The sequence below is a fragment of the Paucilactobacillus oligofermentans DSM 15707 = LMG 22743 genome (assembly GCF_001434315.1).
Lineage (GTDB): Bacteria > Bacillota > Bacilli > Lactobacillales > Lactobacillaceae > Paucilactobacillus > Paucilactobacillus oligofermentans.
The window spans coordinates 343,067-364,106 of the sequence record NZ_AZFE01000031.1 but is presented as its reverse complement, the minus strand read 5'-3'; the positions used below and the strand labels follow the sequence as shown (position 1 = coordinate 364,106).

16 protein-coding genes are annotated in these 21,040 nt (G+C 34.6%); 9 read left to right on the top strand and 7 right to left on the bottom strand.

The window, feature by feature from the left end; translation table 11 throughout:
* Positions 1-3 precede the first annotated feature (3 nt).
* On the top strand, positions 4-1,371 hold the full coding sequence (locus tag FC70_RS05415) for an MFS transporter (protein ID WP_057889980.1): 1,368 nt from the start codon (positions 4-6) through the stop codon (positions 1,369-1,371).
* A 108-nt stretch (positions 1,372-1,479) separates the two neighbouring features.
* Here the strand turns inward: FC70_RS05415 and FC70_RS05410 are convergent, their stop codons facing one another.
* The 3 genes from FC70_RS05410 to FC70_RS05400 form a co-directional block, all read right to left on the bottom strand.
* Positions 1,480-2,742, bottom strand: coding sequence for an oligosaccharide MFS transporter (locus tag FC70_RS05410; RefSeq protein WP_057889979.1), 1,263 nt, complete (start codon positions 2,740-2,742; stop codon positions 1,480-1,482).
* A gap of 16 nt (positions 2,743-2,758) precedes the next feature.
* Entirely contained in the window at positions 2,759-3,727 is a 969-nt protein-coding gene (locus FC70_RS05405) for a glycoside hydrolase family 43 protein (RefSeq protein ID WP_057889978.1), read from the bottom strand.
* Positions 3,728-4,039: 312 nt separating this feature from the next.
* The gene (locus FC70_RS05400; protein ID WP_057889977.1) at positions 4,040-6,403 is read right to left on the bottom strand and encodes a hypothetical protein; all 2,364 of its coding nucleotides are present in this window, start codon (positions 6,401-6,403) and stop codon (positions 4,040-4,042) included.
* A 435-nt stretch (positions 6,404-6,838) separates the two neighbouring features.
* On the opposite strand from FC70_RS05400, the gene FC70_RS05395 reads away from it, so the two are divergent.
* The 3 genes from FC70_RS05395 (at position 6,839) to FC70_RS05385 (ending at position 10,751) form a co-directional block, all read left to right on the top strand.
* Positions 6,839-8,209, top strand: coding sequence for a glycoside-pentoside-hexuronide (GPH):cation symporter (locus FC70_RS05395; RefSeq protein WP_057889976.1), 1,371 nt, complete (start codon positions 6,839-6,841; stop codon positions 8,207-8,209).
* 15 nt (positions 8,210-8,224) lie between these two features.
* The gene (gene arfA / locus FC70_RS05390) at positions 8,225-9,730 is read left to right on the top strand and encodes an arabinosylfuranosidase ArfA (RefSeq protein ID WP_057889975.1); all 1,506 of its coding nucleotides are present in this window, start codon (positions 8,225-8,227) and stop codon (positions 9,728-9,730) included.
* Between the two features lie 196 nt (positions 9,731-9,926).
* Positions 9,927-10,751, top strand: coding sequence for a helix-turn-helix domain-containing protein (locus FC70_RS05385; RefSeq protein ID WP_235804076.1), 825 nt, complete (start codon positions 9,927-9,929; stop codon positions 10,749-10,751).
* A gap of 62 nt (positions 10,752-10,813) precedes the next feature.
* Here the strand turns inward: FC70_RS05385 and FC70_RS05380 are convergent, their stop codons facing one another.
* On the bottom strand, positions 10,814-11,665 hold the full coding sequence (locus tag FC70_RS05380; RefSeq protein ID WP_057889973.1) for an aldo/keto reductase: 852 nt from the start codon (positions 11,663-11,665) through the stop codon (positions 10,814-10,816).
* A gap of 112 nt (positions 11,666-11,777) precedes the next feature.
* Between FC70_RS05380 and FC70_RS05375 the strand changes: the two genes are divergently transcribed.
* From FC70_RS05375 to FC70_RS05360, 4 genes are all read left to right on the top strand, one after another.
* Positions 11,778-12,851 carry a GntR family transcriptional regulator gene (locus tag FC70_RS05375; RefSeq protein WP_057889972.1) on the top strand — a complete coding sequence of 358 codons (1,074 nt, stop codon included), beginning with the start codon at positions 11,778-11,780 and terminating at the stop codon, positions 12,849-12,851.
* Between the two features lie 195 nt (positions 12,852-13,046).
* Positions 13,047-14,471 (top strand): L-arabinose isomerase, encoded by a 1,425-nt coding sequence (gene araA, locus FC70_RS05370; protein ID WP_057889971.1) that lies wholly within the window; start codon positions 13,047-13,049, stop codon positions 14,469-14,471.
* Between the two features lie 151 nt (positions 14,472-14,622).
* Positions 14,623-15,624 carry an aldo/keto reductase gene (locus tag FC70_RS05365; RefSeq protein ID WP_057889970.1) on the top strand — a complete coding sequence of 334 codons (1,002 nt, stop codon included), beginning with the start codon at positions 14,623-14,625 and terminating at the stop codon, positions 15,622-15,624.
* A 59-nt stretch (positions 15,625-15,683) separates the two neighbouring features.
* Entirely contained in the window at positions 15,684-16,247 is a 564-nt protein-coding gene (locus FC70_RS05360) for a hypothetical protein (protein ID WP_057889969.1), read from the top strand.
* 52 nt (positions 16,248-16,299) lie between these two features.
* Here the strand turns inward: FC70_RS05360 and FC70_RS05355 are convergent, their stop codons facing one another.
* Both FC70_RS05355 and FC70_RS05350 read right to left on the bottom strand, forming a co-directional pair.
* Positions 16,300-16,959 carry an amino acid ABC transporter permease gene (locus tag FC70_RS05355; protein WP_057889968.1) on the bottom strand — a complete coding sequence of 220 codons (660 nt, stop codon included), beginning with the start codon at positions 16,957-16,959 and terminating at the stop codon, positions 16,300-16,302.
* A 2-nt stretch (positions 16,960-16,961) separates the two neighbouring features.
* On the bottom strand, positions 16,962-17,819 hold the full coding sequence (locus FC70_RS05350) for a transporter substrate-binding domain-containing protein (protein WP_057889967.1): 858 nt from the start codon (positions 17,817-17,819) through the stop codon (positions 16,962-16,964).
* An 80-nt stretch (positions 17,820-17,899) separates the two neighbouring features.
* Here FC70_RS05350 and FC70_RS05345 point away from each other — a divergent pair, with 80 nt between their 5' ends.
* Positions 17,900-19,360 carry an amidase gene (locus FC70_RS05345; RefSeq protein ID WP_057889966.1) on the top strand — a complete coding sequence of 487 codons (1,461 nt, stop codon included), beginning with the start codon at positions 17,900-17,902 and terminating at the stop codon, positions 19,358-19,360.
* Positions 19,361-19,413: 53 nt separating this feature from the next.
* Here FC70_RS05345 and FC70_RS05340 read toward each other — a convergent pair whose 3' ends face one another.
* Complete coding sequence (locus FC70_RS05340; protein ID WP_057889965.1) at positions 19,414-21,036, bottom strand: ABC-F family ATP-binding cassette domain-containing protein; 1,623 nt, start codon at positions 21,034-21,036, stop codon at positions 19,414-19,416.
* Between the last annotated feature and the right edge of the window lie 4 nt (positions 21,037-21,040).

Here is a 21,040-nt window from a genome sequence, read left to right as displayed (position 1 = left end):
TTCATGGAAAATAAAGTAGGTAATAAGACATCATATTTGAAACAAAAAGTTGGTTTCCTTGAAAAATTTAGTTATGCGCAACTAGATTTTGCAGGTCAATTGGTAGCCCAAGTGGTTAATGCGTATTTGTTATATTTTTTTACAGATGTTGCGTTAATTCCCACCGCAATTGCGGGAACAATTCTGTTGATTGCTCGAGTTGTTGATGCTGTTGCTGCACCAGTTTGGGGTACGTTAATTGATATGACGGATTCTAAGTGGGGAAAAGCCAGACCATATTTTCTTTGGCTGGCTTTTCCATATGCCGCCGCAGGCGTGCTACTCTTCTGGGCACCAGCATTAAGTATGACTGGTAAAATTTGGTATTGTGGCATTGTATATATTATTTATGGAATTCTTTATTTAGGCATAAACGCACCAATTACAACGATGCTGCCTTTACTAACTTCTAATCCAGATGAACGAATCACGCTTAATTCATGGAGATTAGTTGGCTCTAATTTAGGTAGTTTTATGGTTAACCTCTTAGTATTACCATTAGTTGCATTCTTTGGATCAGGGAATGATGTTAAAGGATTTAGAATTTTTATTGTTATCTTTGCTATTTTTAATTGTGCGTTGACTATCTTCTCTTTCTCAAATGTAAGAGAGCGAGTTAAGGTTGCAAGCAGTAAACGAGTAACTTTGAAACAAAGTGTTCGAGCTATGAATAAAAACTGGCCATGGTTTATCTTAGTTGCGGGTAATTTACTATTTTGGATTGCACAACAAAATCGTCAATCAGGAATGGTTTATTACTTTACTTATTATTTCCACAACAAAGGACTAGTTACTTTTTTTAATTCAATTTCATTAATTCAAGTATTAGCAATTTTGTTAATTCCATTAATGAATAAGCATATGACTAAGAGTCATATTTGGGCATTAGGTTTTGCGGGCGCTGTTTTTGGACAAGTAATTATAATGGTTTCAGGACATAGTATGGCTGGCGCAATTGTCGGTTGGGTGATTGGAATGCTGGGATCAGGTATTGCGGTATCAATGCCATTTGCGATGTTAGGTTCAGCGGTTGATTTTGGAGAGTGGAAAAGTGGAATCAATGCCGCCGGCTTATTGACGACAATTGGTTCGGCATTCTGTATGTCAATGGGACAAGGTATTGCAGGATATATCAATGGTGCATTCCTAAGTGCCTTTGGTTATGTAGCCAATGCAACCCAAACAGCACATGCATTAACAGGAATCAGTCTTGATTTTAATGGAGCTACAATTGTTCTTTACGCTTTAGCGATTATTCCAGCACTGATGTATAGTAAGTATGAAAAAATGGAAGATAAAATTATTACTGATTTATCTAAAACACGTTTGTAAAAAATAAAGTTAGTTTTATTTCTTAATAATAAAAAAACGCTACTCAAGATTGTCAAAAAGTTTCAGACAATCTTGAGTAGCGTTTTTATTATTTAATTTTCTTATTTATTATTCAATGCTTGTTGATTCACTAACTTTTCCTTCCCCAGCTTGTTCACGATTTTCTTTTTGTAGTCCGAAGGCTGCGATTAAAGTAATCACAAAGACGATAGCACCAAGAATTAAGTACGTGTGTTGGAATCCAATTTTATCATAAAGATTACCAGCAACTGATGAGAAAACAAATACGGAAATTTGTTTAGCAAAATTAGAAGCTAATGCATAGACAGTTGCGTAAAGACGAATGTCAAAAGCACCAGCAATGTATTTCATAATAGAAACTAAAAGTAATGGCATTTCAAGTCCGGCAAGTAGTCGGAAGAATATTAACCAACCATATGTTGGAGAAAGTGCGCTCCCCACAATACGTAGTGTAGTGATAAATCCATAAATAATTAAACCATTACGGGAACCAATTTTATTAATTATCCAAGGCATAGGAATCATTAATAGAACTTCGATGGCAGTTTGTGCAGATGTCATATAGCTATATACAAGAGTTCCTTGAGCAGCTGAATGGAAGAATGTTTGGAAAAATACAATAAATTGTTGATCAAAAACATCATAAATTGCTGAAGCACCCATGTAGAAGATTGAAAGAATCCAAAAGTTCTTTAATTTGAAAATTGATGTAACTGTTTTCCAATCAAGAGAGTTTGAAGTATCACCAGCTGCAGAAGCATTTTCTAGATGAACTTTATCACTAAAAATAAATAGACAAGTAAGAGCTAAAGCAGAGATAGAACATGCCCAAAACATAGCGTTTGGTTGCCAGATGAATAATCTACCGGCTACAAGTGAGGCTACAACTCCGGCAACAGAACCACCCATACGGGAATGACCATATTCGAATTTATTGGCTAAACTGGCACGTTGAACGTATTGTTCAATAACACTTACACCGCCGTTTAAAACAAAGCTAAGTAAAACTCCGGTTAATACGGCTACAAAGCCTGCACCAGTAGAATGAAGTAGTGGTTTAAAAACCCATTGGAAGTATGGTCCAATTAGCATCATTCCAGCTGAAATAGTAATTACTAAGTTCTTTTTGAAAAGTAATTTATCAGATAAAATACCAAAAACAGGTTGGAAAAGTAATGACATACCAGCCATCATTGAAAATAAGAATCCAGATTCAGTACCAGATAAATGAGCTTCTTGTTCTAACCAAAGTGTTAAATAGCCATATACAATTGCCCAAGTAAAGAAGTAGGTAAAGTGAGTGAGGGGAAAGCCCCAGAAATCTTTTGTTGCATGTTTAGAATTATTCAATTGTTAATCCTCCAGGTTATTTATAATTATAAGGGTTTGGCTTTCCAAAATTTGGAAGGCCATCTGAATTCCAAGTAAATGGTTGCACACAAGTGTGACGATTTGGGTCATAAAGCGGATCACCCTTGATTGTCGTATAATCTCGACAATGATAGACTAATATATCAGTTTTATTATCTTCACCGATTGTAAACGAGTTATGTCCGGGTCCGTACTGACGAACAGATAAATTACTTTCGAATACTGGTTTATCTTGCTTTGTCCAACTGTTTGAGTTTAATAAATCGCTTTGATCGTCAGCGATTAACATGCCCATACAGTAATTCTGGTCAGTTGCACTAGCTGAATAAGTAATAAATAATTTACCATTTCGATGAATTACTGCAGGTCCTTCGTTTACTGAAAAAATATTTGTTTCCCATTCAAATTCTGGTTTTGAAATCAATACAGGTTTAGTTTTTAATGTCCAAGGATTTTCCATTTCAGCAATATATAAATTAGAATTGCCTTTAATTGCGGGATCTTTTTGTGCCCAAACATAATATAAATTGCCATTTTGTTCAAAGCAAGTAGCATCTAATGAAAAGCTATCCATCCCTGTTTTGACTTGACCACGTTCAATCCAGTCCTCTTCTTGTCGCATTGGATCTGGATTGTCGCATTCGATACAAAACATACGGTGTTGGAACATTCCGTTTTCATCAAAAGCTGTTGTTTCTGCAGCTGCAAAATAGATATACCATTTATTATTAATGAAATGAATTTCAGGAGCCCAAATTAATTGACTCATTTCACCGCTGTCATGTTTACGCCAAACAGTTCTAGGGGCCGCGTTAGCTAAGCCATTTAAGGTCTTTGCTCTTCTAATTTCGATTAGGTTGTATGCAGGGACAGATGCCGTAAAGTAATAATATCCATCGCTATGCTTGTAAATATATGGATCTGCTCGTTGAACAACGAGTGGTGTTAAATATTGAGAACTCATTTTAGTAACCGCCTTCAAAAATATTATCTTAACGTTAAGTGTTTTTCTTAAGAACATGCTTATTCTATAATTAACTGAAACCGATTTCAACACTTTTTTGTTATTCTTTTTTAAAAAAATAGCAAAGAATACCTTTTTAGTTATCTTTAAGAAGGTGTTTTCATATAAATGTCATATAAAAGTTCTAATAAGATTATGATTAAGGTGTAATTATTGATTTTAACTATTTTTATTTAATTATTTGCTAGAGTAAAAAAGCATTTCATAAGTTCGTTTAAATGAACTTATGAAATGCTTTTTATTAATTAGTATTTAATTGGTAAATCCGTTTGTATTAGTGTTATAAACGACAGTTGCTTGTTTGCTTTCAAACGTTGTGCCATTAGTTAAGTCTATATATCTATTTGGATAAGGAGCATGACTATTGATATTCATTGTATCGCCATTATTTTCAGAAATTGAACCGTTAATAACTTGTATTGATCCATTTTCATCAGTATAGATAAAGGTTTCTTGTCCAAATCCGTTTAGATAAGCAACTAGTTCTTCTCCCATATCCCAATCATCTTCACCAGTATAACCATCTGGAAATAGTCGAGTAAAGATACCGCCATCAGAGGCGAAAACTGATTGTCCGAAGCGATCGCGAGAAAGGTCGGGACGATTAAGATTTGGTCCAGCAATACTATATGTGGATGCTGCATCGCCAGGTTCTAAAATCCGATTTGTGGTGTTGGCATTAGAATCGTACATATATAAGACTGCAACAGTACCACGATATCCAGCTTTAACTAACTCTGGATCACCAAGAGCTCGTCCAGTAATTAAGGCAGCTGCTGAAGTAACACCACCCCATAATGAATGTACCATATAAGATAATGCTTCCCACCAACGATCTGGACTTTGTGCTCTAAAATCATTACTGAAACCAATATTTGCTTTTAGTAGCTCGCCATAAATGTGTGCAGCTTCTTGATGATTAGATAGTGCTAATGCACCAGCAGCTGGCCCAAAGCCAGCATTATCGTAAAAATGTTCAGTCATTGCTGCTGATAAATTAGAGCTATCTGAAGCAATCCGATTAGTAGCACTCTTCCATGATTTAGAAATCTCTTCAAATTTTTCATTTAAACCGTTCTTTTTTAGATCTTTTAAAAGATCTTCGATAAATAAGAAGTATTGTCCTAACATTTGTGCTTCAGTTTTTCCACGTTCATCTGCATGCCTATCCGGGTTAACTCGTGTATCAAATACTTCAGCGGCCCAATTGAGATAATCCTTTGGTGAATTCAATTCTAGACAATCTGCTGGACATTGTGATAATAAATAGTATAAATGCGCAATGTACTCAAGATCCATTACACGATAAAAGTCACCATATAATTTTGTAGGTTTTGTAAAATCACCATCTTCAAACCATTTTGAACGAACGTATTTAACAGCACTTTCTTCAACTTGTTGAATTTTATGAGCGCTTTCTGAAATTCCTGTATCAATTAGACAAGCTTGAAGAATAAAATTCATTTTTCCAAGGGCTTCACCTTGATTTGATACGGGTGTAAAGCTGTATGGAACTTTACCATTTTTACCAGCATAAGAGTGCTCTGAAAGGTAATCAGCACGGTTGCGAATCAATTGTTTGATAGAACTCATGTAGTTGAATACAATCATATCTTGACGTCCATCAGTAAGTTCTATAATCACTTTATGTTCACCAAAGTTTGATGGAGAATACATAAGAACATTATTCTCCATTTTGTTGGTTAGTTCAACGGCAGTTACGTTACCGTTAACGCAACTTTGATCAATTATTTTATCAATTTTGTTATTGTTCGTTTCAAAGGTGATTACTTGAGATTGATTATCGGTGACTAATGGTGAAAATTTAACAGTTGGGTGGTCAAAACGATTGGCAACCTTATAGAAATCATCGTTATCAGTGAATTGGGCGATAGAAAGCTGCCAGTCTTTATGTTCATTTAGTTCCAAAGTGATAGACTCTTGTGAATAAATCCAATCATTTTTAGGGCCATTATTATCTGGATAACCACCGGCTAAGATAAGTTGATGGAAAAGTAATCCATCTAGTGACGGTGAAACATTTTCAAAAAAACGATTATTATACTCATTATAGGTACCAACGGATAAAATTTTACCTTTGGTTGCATATACACCAAGATTTGAATTAGTGTTGTCACGTCTAGTCACAGCAAGTTTTGTGAAGTCTGGAGAAATTGATGGAAATACAGCTGCTGATTGATTAGCATTCTTTTTAACGTTTAGGTCACGGAACATTACATAAGCAAGACTAGTCCAAATTCCGAGATTATCTAATGAGATGACTTGTTGACTAGTATTAACAACTGAAATATTCCATTCAAGATAGTCATTTTTTAATTGATAATTAAAGATAAAATCAACGTCATTAATTTTAAAAGTTACATTACTACTAGTTTCGTTATTATCAATTGATGGTACATAATCGATACTATTAAAAGTATGACCATTAATTGTGGCGGTGAATTCACCAAATAATTTATCAGCATCGTGATAATTTACAGATGCTAGGTAGTCAGGGTCGATTACCCAATTCATATGAGTTGAGTCTGATGATAGTTGTAAATTAGTTATGTTACCTCGGTTATTTTGACTAATATTAAAAGCTTTAGATTGCATGATTTGTAATCCTTTCTAACGAAATTCTTTATAATTCACATCTTATTATAACCGCTTTCATTTTTGAGTGAATATAAACTGTCACCCGAAATTTATAAAAAATAACACTATAAAATTTAGTGATAAATATAATATATGTAAAATGTAATTATTAATTTTATAATTAGAAATACAAAAACAATTAGTTTTTTGCTTAATAACACCGTGTTTGTTGAATTATTTAGATGCTAATAATTAGTTATATGTGTGATTTTATAAATTTTATGATAAATATTTGATTTTAAAAGTTGGCATAATGAATTAAATTAAGTCATGAAAGCGCATTAGCGTTTATCATCGGAGTAATGATTATATTTTTTTAGAATTATATGAAATCGGTTTCAAAAAAGCAGCTATTGTATTGAATTACTTCGAAAATATATGGAGGAAACAATCTTGACACATAAATTAGCAGATGCAATGTCATCAAACGAAAAGCTACCATTCCATCGAATGTTAGCTTATGCCAGTACTGATACTGCAGGAAATTTACTATATACAACTGTTACAACGTTTATTCTATATTATTATACGGATATTTTTGGATTGTCAGTTGCGGCTGCCGGAACAATTTTATTAGCAGCCCGTGTTTTAGATGCATTTGATGCACCAGTATGGGGATTTATTATTGATCATACTCATACTAAATGGGGTCAAAGTCGTCCATACTTCTTATGGATGGCTTTCCCGTTTGCAATTTTCTTCGTATTAATGTTTTGGACGCCAGATTTATCACATACTGCTAAATTCTGGTGGGCATTAATTACTTACCTACTATTTGGGATTTCATATACCGGTGTTGGTACCCCAATTAGTTCTATTTTACCTAATTTATCTAATAGTTCTGAAGAACGAATTAAGCTAAATAGTACAAGAATGATTGGTGGTAATATTGGTTACTTTATTACAGCTAGTTTTGCATTAAGTTTAGTTGCCTTCTTCGGTGGCGGCAATGACATCTTGGGTTGGAGAATTACCGCAATTGTTCTTGCAATCGTTGGATTTGCTTTACTATTGTTTGCATTCTCGGATACTCGAGAAATTAACACTGCTTCTCAAAAATCACTACCAATTATCGATTCAATTAAGGCTGCTAAAAGTAATTGGCCTTGGTTCATTTTAGTTATTGTGTTTGTATTTTACTGGTTAGGAAATGCATCACGGACTTCAGTGTTGGTATATTATACACAGTACAACCTTGGTTCAAAAGGATTTGCCTCAGTATTGAATGGGTTAGTTATGATGCAAATCGTGGGAATGCTTTTGATTCCATTTCTTGTTAAAAAGTTCAAAAAATCATATATTTTAATTTTTGGGATGTGTTTGGCAGCGATTGGTCAACTATTAGTCTCGGCTGTAGGTAGTTCATTACCAGCCCTTGCAGTTGTATGGTGTATTGCAAGTATTGGTACTGGTATTTCAGTTTCAATGCCATTCGCGATGTTATCAGATACTGTTGATTATGGGGAATGGAAGAACGGAATTCGGGCAAGTGGTTTCTTAACGGCTATTGGTAGTTCATTTGCAATTAAGATTGGTTCTGGTCTTGGTGGCTGGGCTCCCTCAATGATTTTGAATAATGCAGGGTACAAGGCTGGAGTTACTCAAACTGCAACTTCACTATCAGCAATCAAATTCTGTGTAAGTTATTTACCAGCAATTTTCTTCTTGATTGGTGCCGCAATCATGATTTTATACATTCGTTTTGAATCAAAAGAAGACGTAGTTAAGAGCGATTTATTGGCTCGTCGTGGGGAAACAAATTAGAAAGAGGTAAGCTAAATGGATGGTCATTTAAATGTAAAACCTAGTGATGTAATTTCTGAAATTGATGAACGAGTATACGGATCATTCATTGAACAATTAGGTCGTGCGGTTTATACAGGAGTTTACCAGCCCAATCATCCAACTGCAGATGAAGACGGTTTTAGAAAAGACGTTATTGAAGCAGTAAAAAAATTAAATGTTCCATTAATCCGATATCCAGGTGGTAATTTCTTATCACAATATCGATGGGAAGATGGAATTGGTCCTAAGAGTGAACGTCCAACTAGATTAGATATTGCTTGGCGAGAAATTGAAACTAATGAATTTGGGCTACATGAATTCATGAAGTGGTCAAAAAAAGTTAATGCAGTTCCTAATATGGCAGTTAATTTAGGTACTCGTGGTATTGAAGCAGCAGCGGATTTATTAGAATATTGTAATTTTCCTAAGGGTACTTACCTAAGTGATTTACGAATCAAAAATGGTGCTGAAAAGCCATTTGCCATAAAGACTTGGTGTTTAGGTAATGAAATGGATGGTCCATGGGAAATCGGCATGAAAGATGCTGAGGAATATGCTAAGTTAGCTAACGAAACTGCTAAAGCAATGAAACGAGTTGATGACTCAATAGAATTAGTTGCTTGTGGAAGTTCATCAATGGATAATCCTACTTTCGGTGATTGGGAAGAAACTGTATTGGATCATTGTTATGAAAATATTGATTATCTATCACTTCATCGATACTATGGATTTTATAATGATGATGATCCAACTGAATTAGATAATTTATTAGGTAAAAACGTTGACTTAGATCAATTCATAAAAGGCGTTGTTGCAATGTGTGATGCCGTTAAGTCGAAGAAAAAGTCGAAAAAAACTATCAATTTATCATTTGACGAATGGAATGTTTGGTATCACTCTAATGATGCAGATACAAAAGTTGAACCTTGGCAGGTAGGTCCTCATTTATTAGAAGATGTATATAATTTTGAAGATGCATTATTAGTTGGTAGTTTACTAATTACATTGCTAAAAAATTCTGATCGAGTAAAAATTGCTTGCTTGGCACAGTTGGTTAATGTAATTGCACCGATAATGACTGATGAAAATGGTGGCGTTTGGTTACAATCAATCTTCTACCCGTTTATGCAGGTTTCTAAATATGGACGTGGAAAAGCGTTAGTGCCACATGTACAAACTGAAACATATAAATCACGTGAGTTTGATAATGTTGCATATTTAGATACAATTGCCACATATAACGATCAAGATAAAACAGTTACCATTTTTGCTGAAAACAAAAATCAAGATGAAACATTAAATTTTTCGATTGATTTGGATGATTTAATAATTGATGAAATCATTGAAGCAACACAATTCAGTGGATACGATCCAAAACAAGATAATAAGGATGGAAGAATGCAGATTGAAAAATTAACAGCAGTGTCAAATTCGGATACTAAAGTCAATGCAAAACTTAATCCATTGTCTTGGAATATGCTACGAATCAAAGTTAAGTAAATTTTATAGAACAACTAAAAATCATTCCTTAAATGTTTAATTAAAGGAATGATTTTTTTGATTAGTTAAATATACTTTTATAAAATATCACACTCGTGATTGATTATCACAAGTTAGCAGGTTACAATCTTGTGTAAGGGATTACATCAACGGAAGGGTGGCTATTATGGATTGTATTTCTATTTCATGTATACCAATGCCAACATTTATTGAAGGAAATTTTGTAACTTTTCAACCAGGTGATACACACCCCAATAGATATAACCTGCAATATTTTATTATAATGTTTGTTACAAAAGGGGTTCTATATATTGCTGAGGACGGTGTTAATTATACTGTTTTTGAGGATGAGATATTTATTCTACAGCCTAATCACCATCATTATTCATGGAAAAAATTTGATACTGAAACTAGTTATTACTGGATTCATTTTTATGTATCAGGAACATATATACAAGCTAAAAAGCCGGTGGTAATGCATGCCGAAGTTGAAGTTCCAACGTTACATTATAGTACACCAACAATGACTATTCATCTTCCAAAGCAATCTAAGTCGAAGGATCTTCCAAGGTTATCAGATAGTATTAAGACAATTTTTAATGAAAGTTCTGATACTGATGTGATTGGATTTTGGCGGACGCAACAAGTATTTATTGATATTTTGCAAGAAATTCAAATTCACGCTTTAGATGAAAGTAAAATTGTAGAATTATCAGTTAAGGTACAGGCGTTTTTACGTGATAATTACAATAAAAAAATCAATAACAAATTATTGGCAAGCGTATTTCATTTTCACCCCAATTATATTGGCAGATCTTTAAAACAAACGATTGGCATTTCTCCAAATGAATTTTTAGTTAGATATAGAATGGAAGAGGCTCAAAAACAATTGTTGAATACGAGTGCTTCTATTACAGAAATAGCAGAAAACGTTGGATTTCAAAACGTATATTATTTTTCAACTGCATTTAAGCAGTTTTCTGGATTGTCACCAAAAAAATACCGTATGGATAAAAAGTGAAAATGTGTAGCTAATTGTTGCACAAAAAAGCATCGGATATTAACCGATGCTTGAATTGTACATTAGTATGGATATTGTTCACCAAATTCATAAACTAATTCAGGTTCTTTACTGACACGGTGGTTAGTATTAACTGAGTCCATTTGTTCCATTTGTAAAGTTGAAAGTTCAAAATCATAAATATCAGCATTTTGGGCGATACGTTCATCGTGAATAGACTTAGGAATGATGGCAATTCCATTTTGCAAATGCCAGCGTAAAATCACTTGTGCTGTTGATTTACCGGTGTCTTTAGCAACAGCTAATATCGTTGGATGATTTAGTACTTTACCTCTACCTAGCGGACTCCATGCTTGGGTTATGATATTGTTTTCAGCATTGAATTTTAGCATTGGCTTCTGGCTCATTAACGGACTAACTTCAATTTGGTTGATAACGGGCATCTCATGAGCTTGGGTAGCTAAGTATTGAAGGTGTACCATGTCGTAATTGCTAACACCAATCGATTTAGCTAATCCTGATTTTTTGATATCTTCAAATGCACGCCACGTTTCAAAAAAATCAGTATTGATTGGCCAATGAATTAACAATAAATCAACGTAATCCATTTGAAGTTTTTTTAGGGATTCTTTAAGCGAATTAATTGAGCCATCATATCCTTGATTGGCTTCAGATATTTTAGTGGTAATGAACATCTCATCTCGAGGGACATTCAATTTTTTGAGAGAATCACCTAAATTTTGCTCATTTTTATACATTTGGGCAGTATCAAAAAGTCGATAGCCATGGTTCCAAGCGGATTCAATTGCTTGGTCGAATTCGGCCTGATCTGTAATTTTATAAACGCCAAATCCTTGTTGTGGCATTTTGTTTCCATCGGATAAGTTTAGATAATTATTAGAAATATTTGTCATAGTGGTCCTCCGTTTAGTTAGTTGCTTTAATTGTAACATTTTGTAATAAGACAGGTAAAATTAATCATAGAATGATATAGTTAATAAATAATGACAATCAAGGAGAAATACTGTGGAAACGAAATACGAAACAGTTAAAAAAGGGATTAAAGCCGATATAATTGCCGGAACCTATCAAACTGGAGATAAGTTACCTACAGAATCTGATTTTATGCATCAGTTCGGAGTTAGTAGATATACAATTAGGCGTGCAGTAGGTGAACTACAAAATGAACGCTTTATTTATCGTATTCAAGGTGGCGGAATGTTTGTCGATGATTGGCAGTCTGAACGTGTAGTTCAAGTTAATAATAAAATGATAGGTGTGATTACCACCCACATAGCGGATTATATTTTTCCTAATATTATTAACGGAATTGATCGTATTGTATCAGACAATGGATATTCAATTTTAATTAGTAATACGCATAACAATCATCAAAAAGAACGGCAAAGTTTGATTAGAATGTTAGATAGCGATGTTGAAGCTATGATTATTGAGCCGACGCAAAGTGCTTTGCCGAATCCCAATTTAGATATTTACAAAAAAATACGTGAAGCTGGGATTCCAATCTTATGTGTAAATTCGCATTATGATGATTTAGATTTTCCGTATATTGAAACAAATGATTTGGAAGCTGAGCAGCGGTTAGTCGAATATTTATTTACACAAGAACATGAAAAAGTTTTGGGAGTATTCCAAGTTGATGACAGTCAAGGTGTTCATCGAATGAATGGATTTGTACAATCATATTTGAAACATCCCAAAATTTCGTACTTGAGTGAAATTTTAATGTATCAATCAAGTGATGAGATGGCTAAAATATTTGAGCGAATAACAAGTATTATGTCAAAAGAAGATCATCCAACCGCAATTACGTGTTATAACGATAAATTAGCAATTCAAATTATTGATGTTATTAGGTCATTAGACTTAAGAGTACCAGAGGATGTCTCAGTTGCTGGATTTGATGATTATCAATTAAGTGAATATATAGATCCTAGTTTAACAACTATGGCTCATCCAAAAGAAAAAATGGGAATTGATGCTGGTAACGCAATTATTAAAATGATTAATAAAGAAAATGTAAGTTCTATTACTTATGATCCAGAAATGATTATTAGGAATTCAACCAAGCGTAATTAGAAACATATAATAATTTAAAAGAGCTGATTATCAGCTCTTTTTTTATTGCGCATAAAAACTTATCTAATAAAAAATATTATAGTTGATTTATACGGACAAATATTTTACAATAGATTTGTAAGCGATTAACATACTGATATTGTACAGTTAGTAAGGCTGTTCAATAAAACACTATTATTAAAGGGGATATTAATTATGATAAATGTACCTGATTACAAATTCTGGTTTGCCGTTGGTAGTCAACATCTTTATGGTGAAGAACAACTTAAATCAGTTGAAAATGATGCACGAGAAATTGTTGAAAAGTTGAACGCAAGTGGAAACTTGCCATATAAAGTTGAATTCAAGATTGTTGCAACTACTGCTGCATCAATTACACAATTCATGAAAGATGCTAACTACGACGATAGTGTTGCCGGTGTAATTACTTGGATGCATACATTCTCACCAGCTAAAAACTGGATTCGTGGTACAAAATTATTGCAAAAGCCATTACTTCACTTGGCTACACAATTCCTTAACAAAATTCCATACGAAACAATTGATTTCGATTATATGAACTTGAACCAATCAGCTCATGGTGACCGTGAATATGGTTACATTAACGCACGCCTTGGTATTAAGAACAAGATCGTTATGGGCTGGTGGGGCGATGAAGATGTTCAAGAACAGATTGCTTCATGGCAAGATGTTGCTGTAACATTTGAAGAAAGCCAAAAGCTTAAGGTTGTTCGTTTTGGTGACAACATGCGTAATGTTGCTGTTACTGAAGGTGACAAAGTTTCAGCTCAAATTAAATTTGGTTGGACTGTTGATGCTTATGGTGTTGGTGACTTGGTTGAAGAAATTAACAAAGTTTCTGACGAAGATGTAAACAATAAATATGAAGATTTACAAAAAGAATATGACTATGTAATTGGTGACAATGATCCTGCTAAGTTTGAATCATCAGTTAAATATCAATTACGTGAATACTTTGCATTGAAAGCATTTATGGATCGTAATGGTTATACTGCTTTTGTTACAAACTTCGAAGATCTATTCGGTCTTGAACAATTACCTGGTTTAGCTGCTCAATTATTGATGGCTGAAGGTTATGGTTTCGGTGCTGAAGGTGACTGGAAGACAGCTGCTTTGACTCGTCTTCTTAAGATCCTTTCACATAACAAGCAAACTGCCTTTATGGAAGATTACACATTGGAATTCCAAAAGGGTAAGGAAGCTATCCTTGGATCACATATGCTAGAAGTTGATCCTTCAATCGCAAGTGACAAACCACGCGTTGAAGTTCATCCACTTGATATTGGTGGTAAAGATGATCCTGCACGTCTTGTATTCTCAGGTTCTGAAGGTGACGGAATTGATGTTACTGTTTCAGACATGGGCGATGACTTCAAGATGATTTCATACGATGTTAAAGCTAATATCCCTGAAAAAGATACACCATTCTTGCCAGTTGCTAAGCAACTATGGACACCAAAAGCTGGCTTACAAGCCGGTGCTACTGAATGGATTCGTAATGGTGGTGGACATCATACGGTATTCTCACTAGCTATTACAGGTGAACAATTACAAGATCTTGCTGACTTATTCGATTTGAACTTTGTTGACATCAAGTAATTAAAAATTAATACAAAAGCCGATCATTGCTGGTCGGCTTTTGTTGTCTTTATAGTTAAGTAGCTTGCATTATTAAGCTTTTTCGAATATTGTAAACAACAAAGAAAGCATTTTCATCATTAATATAGATATTATTAAGGAGGAAATTTTTATGTATCAAGCAAAAGAACAACGATATGATAATATGATTTATCGTAATTTAGGCAAATCTGGGTTGAAGGTATCAGCAATTTCATTAGGATTATGGCATAATTTTGGAAATACTACACCATTAACTAATCAAAAAGAAATTTTATTTGACGCTTTCGATCATGGGATAACGTATTTTGATTTGGCCAATAACTATGGGCCTGAACCGGGTTCTGCAGAAGAAAACTTTGGGAAAATTTTACATGAAGATTTGGCTCCTTATCGTGATGAAATGGTAATTTCTTCTAAAGCGGGATATACAATGTGGCCAGGGCCTTACGGTGACTGGGGATCTAAAAAATATTTAACGGCAAGTATTGATCAAAGTTTGAAGCGAACTGGATTAGATTATTTTGATATTTTCTATCATCATCGTCCAGATCCAAACACGCCAATTGAAGAAACCGCGCAAGCGCTAGATTTATTAGTTAGACAAGGTAAAGCGTTATATATTGGAATTTCTAATTATCAAGCAGAACAGACTCAAGAAATCGCTGAAATATTTGAAGATTTAGGAACGCCATTTATTGTTCATCAGCCACGGTATAATATGTTTGATCGTTGGATTGAAGATGGATTAACGGATGTTTTAGCAGAAAAAGAAGTTGGGGCAGTTGTATTTAGTCCTTTAGCACAAGGACGGTTGACTGATCGTTATTTAAATGGAATCCCCAAAGATTCGCGAGCTAATCGATCCGATTCACCATTCTTGGATGTTCAGCGAGTTGAGGAAACGATTACGATTGCTAATCAACTGAATGAAATTGCCAAAAAACGTGATCAATCATTAGCTCAAATGGCATTAGCTTGGAATTTGCGACAACCGACTGTTTCAAGTGTTATTGTTGGTGCATCAAGAACTCAGCAACTGGAAGATAATATTAAAGCGTTAGATAATCTTGAGTTTAGTGATGAAGAACTTAAACAATTTGATACGATTTTAGATGGGGTTGAATTCAAATAGAAATGAAAGTAACAAATAGGGTATAATGTGATTACTATATAACATTTGGAGGATGTAACATGAAGAAGTTAATTACAATTGGGTTGAGTGGACTGTTATTAGTGTCATTGGCAGGTTGTGGGAATTCTAGTAGCGATAGCTCTGATTCGAGTTCATCAAGCTCGAAATCAAGTAAAGTTGTTAAGAATAGTAGTTCAAATAATAAATCAAACAGTAAATCAAGCAGTAGTAAAGATGCTGCAAATAGTTCAAGTAAAGAATCATCAAGTTCAACAGATACAACTAGTTTATCAAGTGCCCAAGCAGTTGCGTGGATTCAAGCACATATGGATACAACGGTATTAGCTGAGTATAATACTGGTAGTACAAAGTTCAATAATGAAGATTTTAGCTACAATTATAATGGAACTACTGGACCCGCAGGTGTAACTGATGGTGCAGTATATTATCAAATTAGAGAAAATCATAGTAGTGCCAACATGCAAGCGGCAGGAGCAGATCCTAATACATCTTCTAATGCAGGATGGTTTAGAATTACTTCAAACGGTACGCTTCAGTATATTTCTGTAGCTAATCAAGGATCAGATGCTTGGACTACAGTAAGCTCATCATATGATGCTTAATTAATGCTAAATAAAAGCAGTTTACGAATTTTAAATCGTAAGCTGCTTTTTTCTATACATAAGTTAAATGCTTTTCTAGTAAATTTTGGCCAATTGAGATAATTTCACATCCAAGCCAATAAATAACCGCTATCAAAATATAGAGAGTCATATAATCTTGATTAGCACCGGCAATTATTTTAGCTTGCATAAACATTTCGGAGACGGTGATCATGGCTGCTAAAGAGGTTCCTTTGAATAAATCAATCACGATATTCCCAAGTGCGGGAATTGCAATTCTAAATGCTTGTGGCAAAATAACGTAGCGAATCGCTTTTGAATATGACATTCCTAATGAAAATGCGGATTCGATTTGAACTTTTTCTACCCCTAGAAAGGCAGATCTAAATACCTCAGAAACAAAGGCTGAACAGCCAAGGGTAAAGGCGATGATGGCTGCTGGTAATGCATCTGCACCAAAGCCAAAGTAGATAACGAATAGCATAACAAGTAACGGAACACCTCGAAGAAAAGAAACGTAGGCTCGTGAAAAACCAGATAATAACCGATATTTACTTAAACGAGCTAAGGTTAATAACACACCAATAACTAATGAAATGGCAAAACTAATAACCGTGAGAAAAATTGACATTGGTAATCCTAATAATACATTAGGAAATGCTCGAATGGCTAAATGCCAGTCAAATAAGGAAGAGATGGATGAGAAATTCATGATTATTGACGACCATCATATTTAGATTCGATTTTGAAAGTATGAATATTTTTAACGGTTGGTTTTTTAGTTACATCAGCACCGTAGTATTTTTCAGAAAGTTTCTTAATCGTACCATCTTTTTTAAGTTTCTTTAATTGTTCATTAACTTGTTTTTGAAGTTTGGTGTCACCTTTTTGCATTAAGAAGCCAACGCCACTTTTATCTTCTTCGGTATTAAAATAAAGATTTGAGGGTAGCGTTAAACCACTATTGGGCATTGCCTTTAAGGCAAGTGACTGAAGATAATAGTCATTCATGATGAAGTCAGTTTTACTATTTTTAACATCTCTTAAATAAACATCATTTGAAACGTTATCGTAGTTGACTAAGGTTGCACCTAGTTGCTGTGCCAAGCGCTGATAACCTGTTCCAGCTTCGCCAGCGGCTTTTTTGCCCTTGATGTCTGCCCATGAGTTAATTCCAGAATTGTCACTAGCCCGAACCATTACACTGTTAAAGGAATATTTATAAACGGTTGAAGTTGTAAACTTCTTTTGCCGCGTTGGTGAAATATTGAAGTCGTTGGCAGCAAAATCTGCTTTACCAGTTTTAACTGCGGTTAGCTGGCCATCAACGTTATATTCCTTAAATTCAATTTTTCGATCTAACCCTTTAGCTACTGCACGAGCGATTTCAATGTCATAACCAACTAATTTATTGGTTTTTGAATCATGATAAGATGCAGGGTAGAGCGTTCCCGAGGTTGCCACAATAAGTGGCTTTTTGGAATCGTTGTTTTTCGTACAACCAATGAGTATAATTGCCGTAAATGCTAAGATACTAATTAAAGCTGAAAAAATTTTTATTTTCTTGTTCATAACTATTCTCCATTCCAAAGTAATACGCAAAGTATAAAACATTGTAAGCGCTTTATCAATATATAATCGGAGGTATTTACATGATTAATTTTCAAAAGAAGTCGGCCGTTGAATTATCAATTGAAATTAGGAATAAGGAAATAAATGTTCAAGAATTAATACGGGCAGCTATTAAAAATATTAAAGAGCAAAATCAAACGTTAAATGCAGTCATTTCGCTACGTGAAGAAAAGGCGCTTATTGAAGCCGAGGAGTTAAAAGATACCGGGCAACCGTTTTATGGAGTGCCATTATTGCTGAAAGGTTTAGGTCAACAGTTAGCAGGTGAAAGTGATACTGGTGGCAATAAATTATTAAAAAATTCAGTTGCGGAACATTCGAATAATTTTGTTAAAAGTTTGCAATCAGCCGGCTTTATCATAATTGGTCAAACTAATTTTCCTGAATTCGGTTTTAAAAATATTACAGATTCTAAATTATATGGTAGTGCTCGCAACCCATGGAATACTAGTTATTCCCCTGGGGGCTCATCAGGCGGTGCGGGTGCGGCAGTAGCTGCTGGAATAGTTCCTATTGCTGCTGGAAGTGATGGTGGTGGTTCGATTAGAATACCAGCTTCTTGGAGTGGGGTTGTGGGGTTGAAACCAACTCGTGGTCGAGTTCCGGTTGGTCCTGATGATTGGCGTTCATGGCAAGGTGCTTCGACAAGTTTTGCATTGACCAATAATATTAACGATACGGCAATGCTACTTAACCAAATCCAAGTGGTTCAATCAGCGGCAGTTTTTCAAACACCCAAAATTGATTTATCACAGCTAGATAATCGGGATAAATCAATTAAAATTGGTTATACAACTAAATCACCAGTTGGAACGCCGGTTTCTGATGATGCTGTTATAGCAGTTCAACAAGCAGTTGAATTTTTAGAACATCAAGGATTTGAAGTTGAAGAAATTGATATTCCAATTAATGGAATTGAAGTGATGGAAAGTTATTATTTAATGAATGCAGGTGAAACCTCAGCAATGTTTGCCGGCATGAGTAGCTCAATGGGTCGTTCGATTAGACGTGATGAGATGGAACGATTGACATGGGCATTATATCAGACTGGAAATCTAGTGAAGGCAGCAGAGTATATTGACGCTTTAAATTTATGGGATCAGACGGCATATAAAATGGACTTGTTACACGAGAAATATCCATTAGTTTTAACACCTACAACGGCTTTCACGGCACCAAAGGTTAATGATCCGCTAGTATCACCAGAAGATTATGAAAAAATGTATCATATTAATGAAATGTCTTCTAAACAACAACGTGAATTTATTTATGAACAATGGTTACCGGCGCTAACGCGTTCACCATTTACACAAACGGCTAATTTAACTGGGGAACCAGCTATTAGTTTACCAACTTACGTTAGTGAGGATGGTTTACCTTTAGGGATCCAATTTACGGCAGCAAAGGGTCGGGAAGATTTATTGCTGCAAATGGGAAAGCTATTTGAAGTAAATCAACAATTTAAATTACTATCAGATTAAAATAGAGGTCCTACACAATCAAAAGATTATGTAGGACCTCTATAAGTTAGTTTTTAAGCATATAATGCGGCGACTTGTTTTTGCACAGAGTCATTTTTAAGATACTCATCATAGTTTGTATCAGCACGATCAACTAAACCTTTATCAGAGATAGTGATGATGCGGTTGGCGATTGTTTGAATGAACTGGTGATCATGAGAACCAAATAGTAATGAGCCGTTGTAATCGATCAAGCCATCATTTAAAGCACTAATTGATTCCAAATCTAAGTGATTAGTAGGATCATCCATAACCATAACGTTAGATTTTGATAACATTAGTTTTGATAGCATACAACGAACTTTTTCGCCCCCAGAAAGGACGTTAACTAACTTGTTAACATCTTCTCCAGCAAACAACATCCGGCCTAAGAAACCACGTAAGAAGGTATTGTCATCTTCACCCTTTTCAGCGTATTGACGTAACCAATCAATAATTGAAATTTCACGTGAAAATTCAGCAGTCGTATCTCGTGGTAAATATGCCTGTGAAGTAGTTACACCCCAAGTGATAGTTCCAGAGTCTGGAGTTAAGTCACCTTTTAAGACACGGAATAAAGTTGTGATAGCAATATCATCATTAGCAACAAAGGCAGTTTTGTCATCTTTATTTAAGCTAAATGAGATGTTATCAAGAATTTTAGTGCCATCAAGGCTGACGCTTAAGTCTTCAACTTTAAGTAAATCATTACCAACTTCACGTGCTTGAACAAATTTAATGTATGGATACTTACGAGATGAAGGTTGGATATCATCAAGGGTAATCTTATCTAACATTTTCTTACGTGAAGTTGCTTGTTTAGATTTAGATGCGTTAGCACTGAATCGAGCAATAAACTCTTTTAATTCAGCAATTTGTTCTTCTTTTTTAGAATTTGAATCTGATTTTAATTTAGCAGCTAACTGACTTGATTCAAGCCAGAAATCATAATTACCAACGTAAAGTTGAATTTTACCAAAATCTAAATCAGCCATATGAGTACAAACGTTGTTTAAGAAATGACGGTCATGGGATACCACGATAACGGTATTCTCGAAATCAGCTAAGAAGTCTTCTAACCAAGCAATTGATTGGATATCAAGACCATTGGTTGGTTCGTCCAATAATAAGACGTCAGGCTTGCCAAATAATGCTTGAGCAAGTAAAACTTTAACCTTTTGTGATTCAGTTAAGTCGGCCATTAATTTGTTATGCAATTCTTCAGGAATGCTTAAGTTTTGCAATAAGGCAGCAGCTTCTGGTTCAGCTTCCCAGCCGCCCATTTCACCAAAGTCACCTTCAAGTTCAGCAGCACGGAGACCATCTGCATCTGTGAAGTCGGCTTTAGCGTATAATGTATTTTTTTCATTCATGATGTCATAAAGCTTTTTATGACCCATGATAACAGTATCTAAAACAGTTTTATCTTCAAAACCAAAGTGATTTTGGCTCAATTTAGTCATTCGTTCATTGGGGTCTAATGAAACGTTACCAGTTGTTGGATCGATTTCACCAGAAAGAACTTTTAAGAAAGTTGACTTTCCAGCTCCGTTTGCACCAATTAAACCGTAACAGTTTCCGGGTGTAAATTTGATATTTACATCGCTAAATAGCTTACGATCTGAAAAATGTAAGCTAACGTTGTTTACAGTAATCAATATA

Coding starts and splice junctions, on each gene's coding strand:
- FC70_RS05350 (WP_057889967.1), bottom strand. CDS start 17,819: ATGAACAAGAAAATAAAAATTTTTTCAGCTTTAATTAGTATCTTAGCA.
- FC70_RS05345 (WP_057889966.1), top strand. CDS start 17,900: ATGATTAATTTTCAAAAGAAGTCGGCCGTTGAATTATCAATTGAAATT.
- arfA (WP_057889975.1), top strand. CDS start 8,225: ATGGATGGTCATTTAAATGTAAAACCTAGTGATGTAATTTCTGAAATT.
- FC70_RS05365 (WP_057889970.1), top strand. CDS start 14,623: ATGTATCAAGCAAAAGAACAACGATATGATAATATGATTTATCGTAAT.
- FC70_RS05415 (WP_057889980.1), top strand. CDS start 4: ATGGAAAATAAAGTAGGTAATAAGACATCATATTTGAAACAAAAAGTT.
- FC70_RS05355 (WP_057889968.1), bottom strand. CDS start 16,959: ATGAATTTCTCATCCATCTCTTCCTTATTTGACTGGCATTTAGCCATT.
- FC70_RS05360 (WP_057889969.1), top strand. CDS start 15,684: ATGAAGAAGTTAATTACAATTGGGTTGAGTGGACTGTTATTAGTGTCA.
- FC70_RS05405 (WP_057889978.1), bottom strand. CDS start 3,727: ATGAGTTCTCAATATTTAACACCACTCGTTGTTCAACGAGCAGATCCA.
- FC70_RS05380 (WP_057889973.1), bottom strand. CDS start 11,665: ATGACAAATATTTCTAATAATTATCTAAACTTATCCGATGGAAACAAA.
- FC70_RS05400 (WP_057889977.1), bottom strand. CDS start 6,403: ATGCAATCTAAAGCTTTTAATATTAGTCAAAATAACCGAGGTAACATA.
- araA (WP_057889971.1), top strand. CDS start 13,047: ATGATAAATGTACCTGATTACAAATTCTGGTTTGCCGTTGGTAGTCAA.
- FC70_RS05385 (WP_235804076.1), top strand. CDS start 9,927: ATGCCAACATTTATTGAAGGAAATTTTGTAACTTTTCAACCAGGTGAT.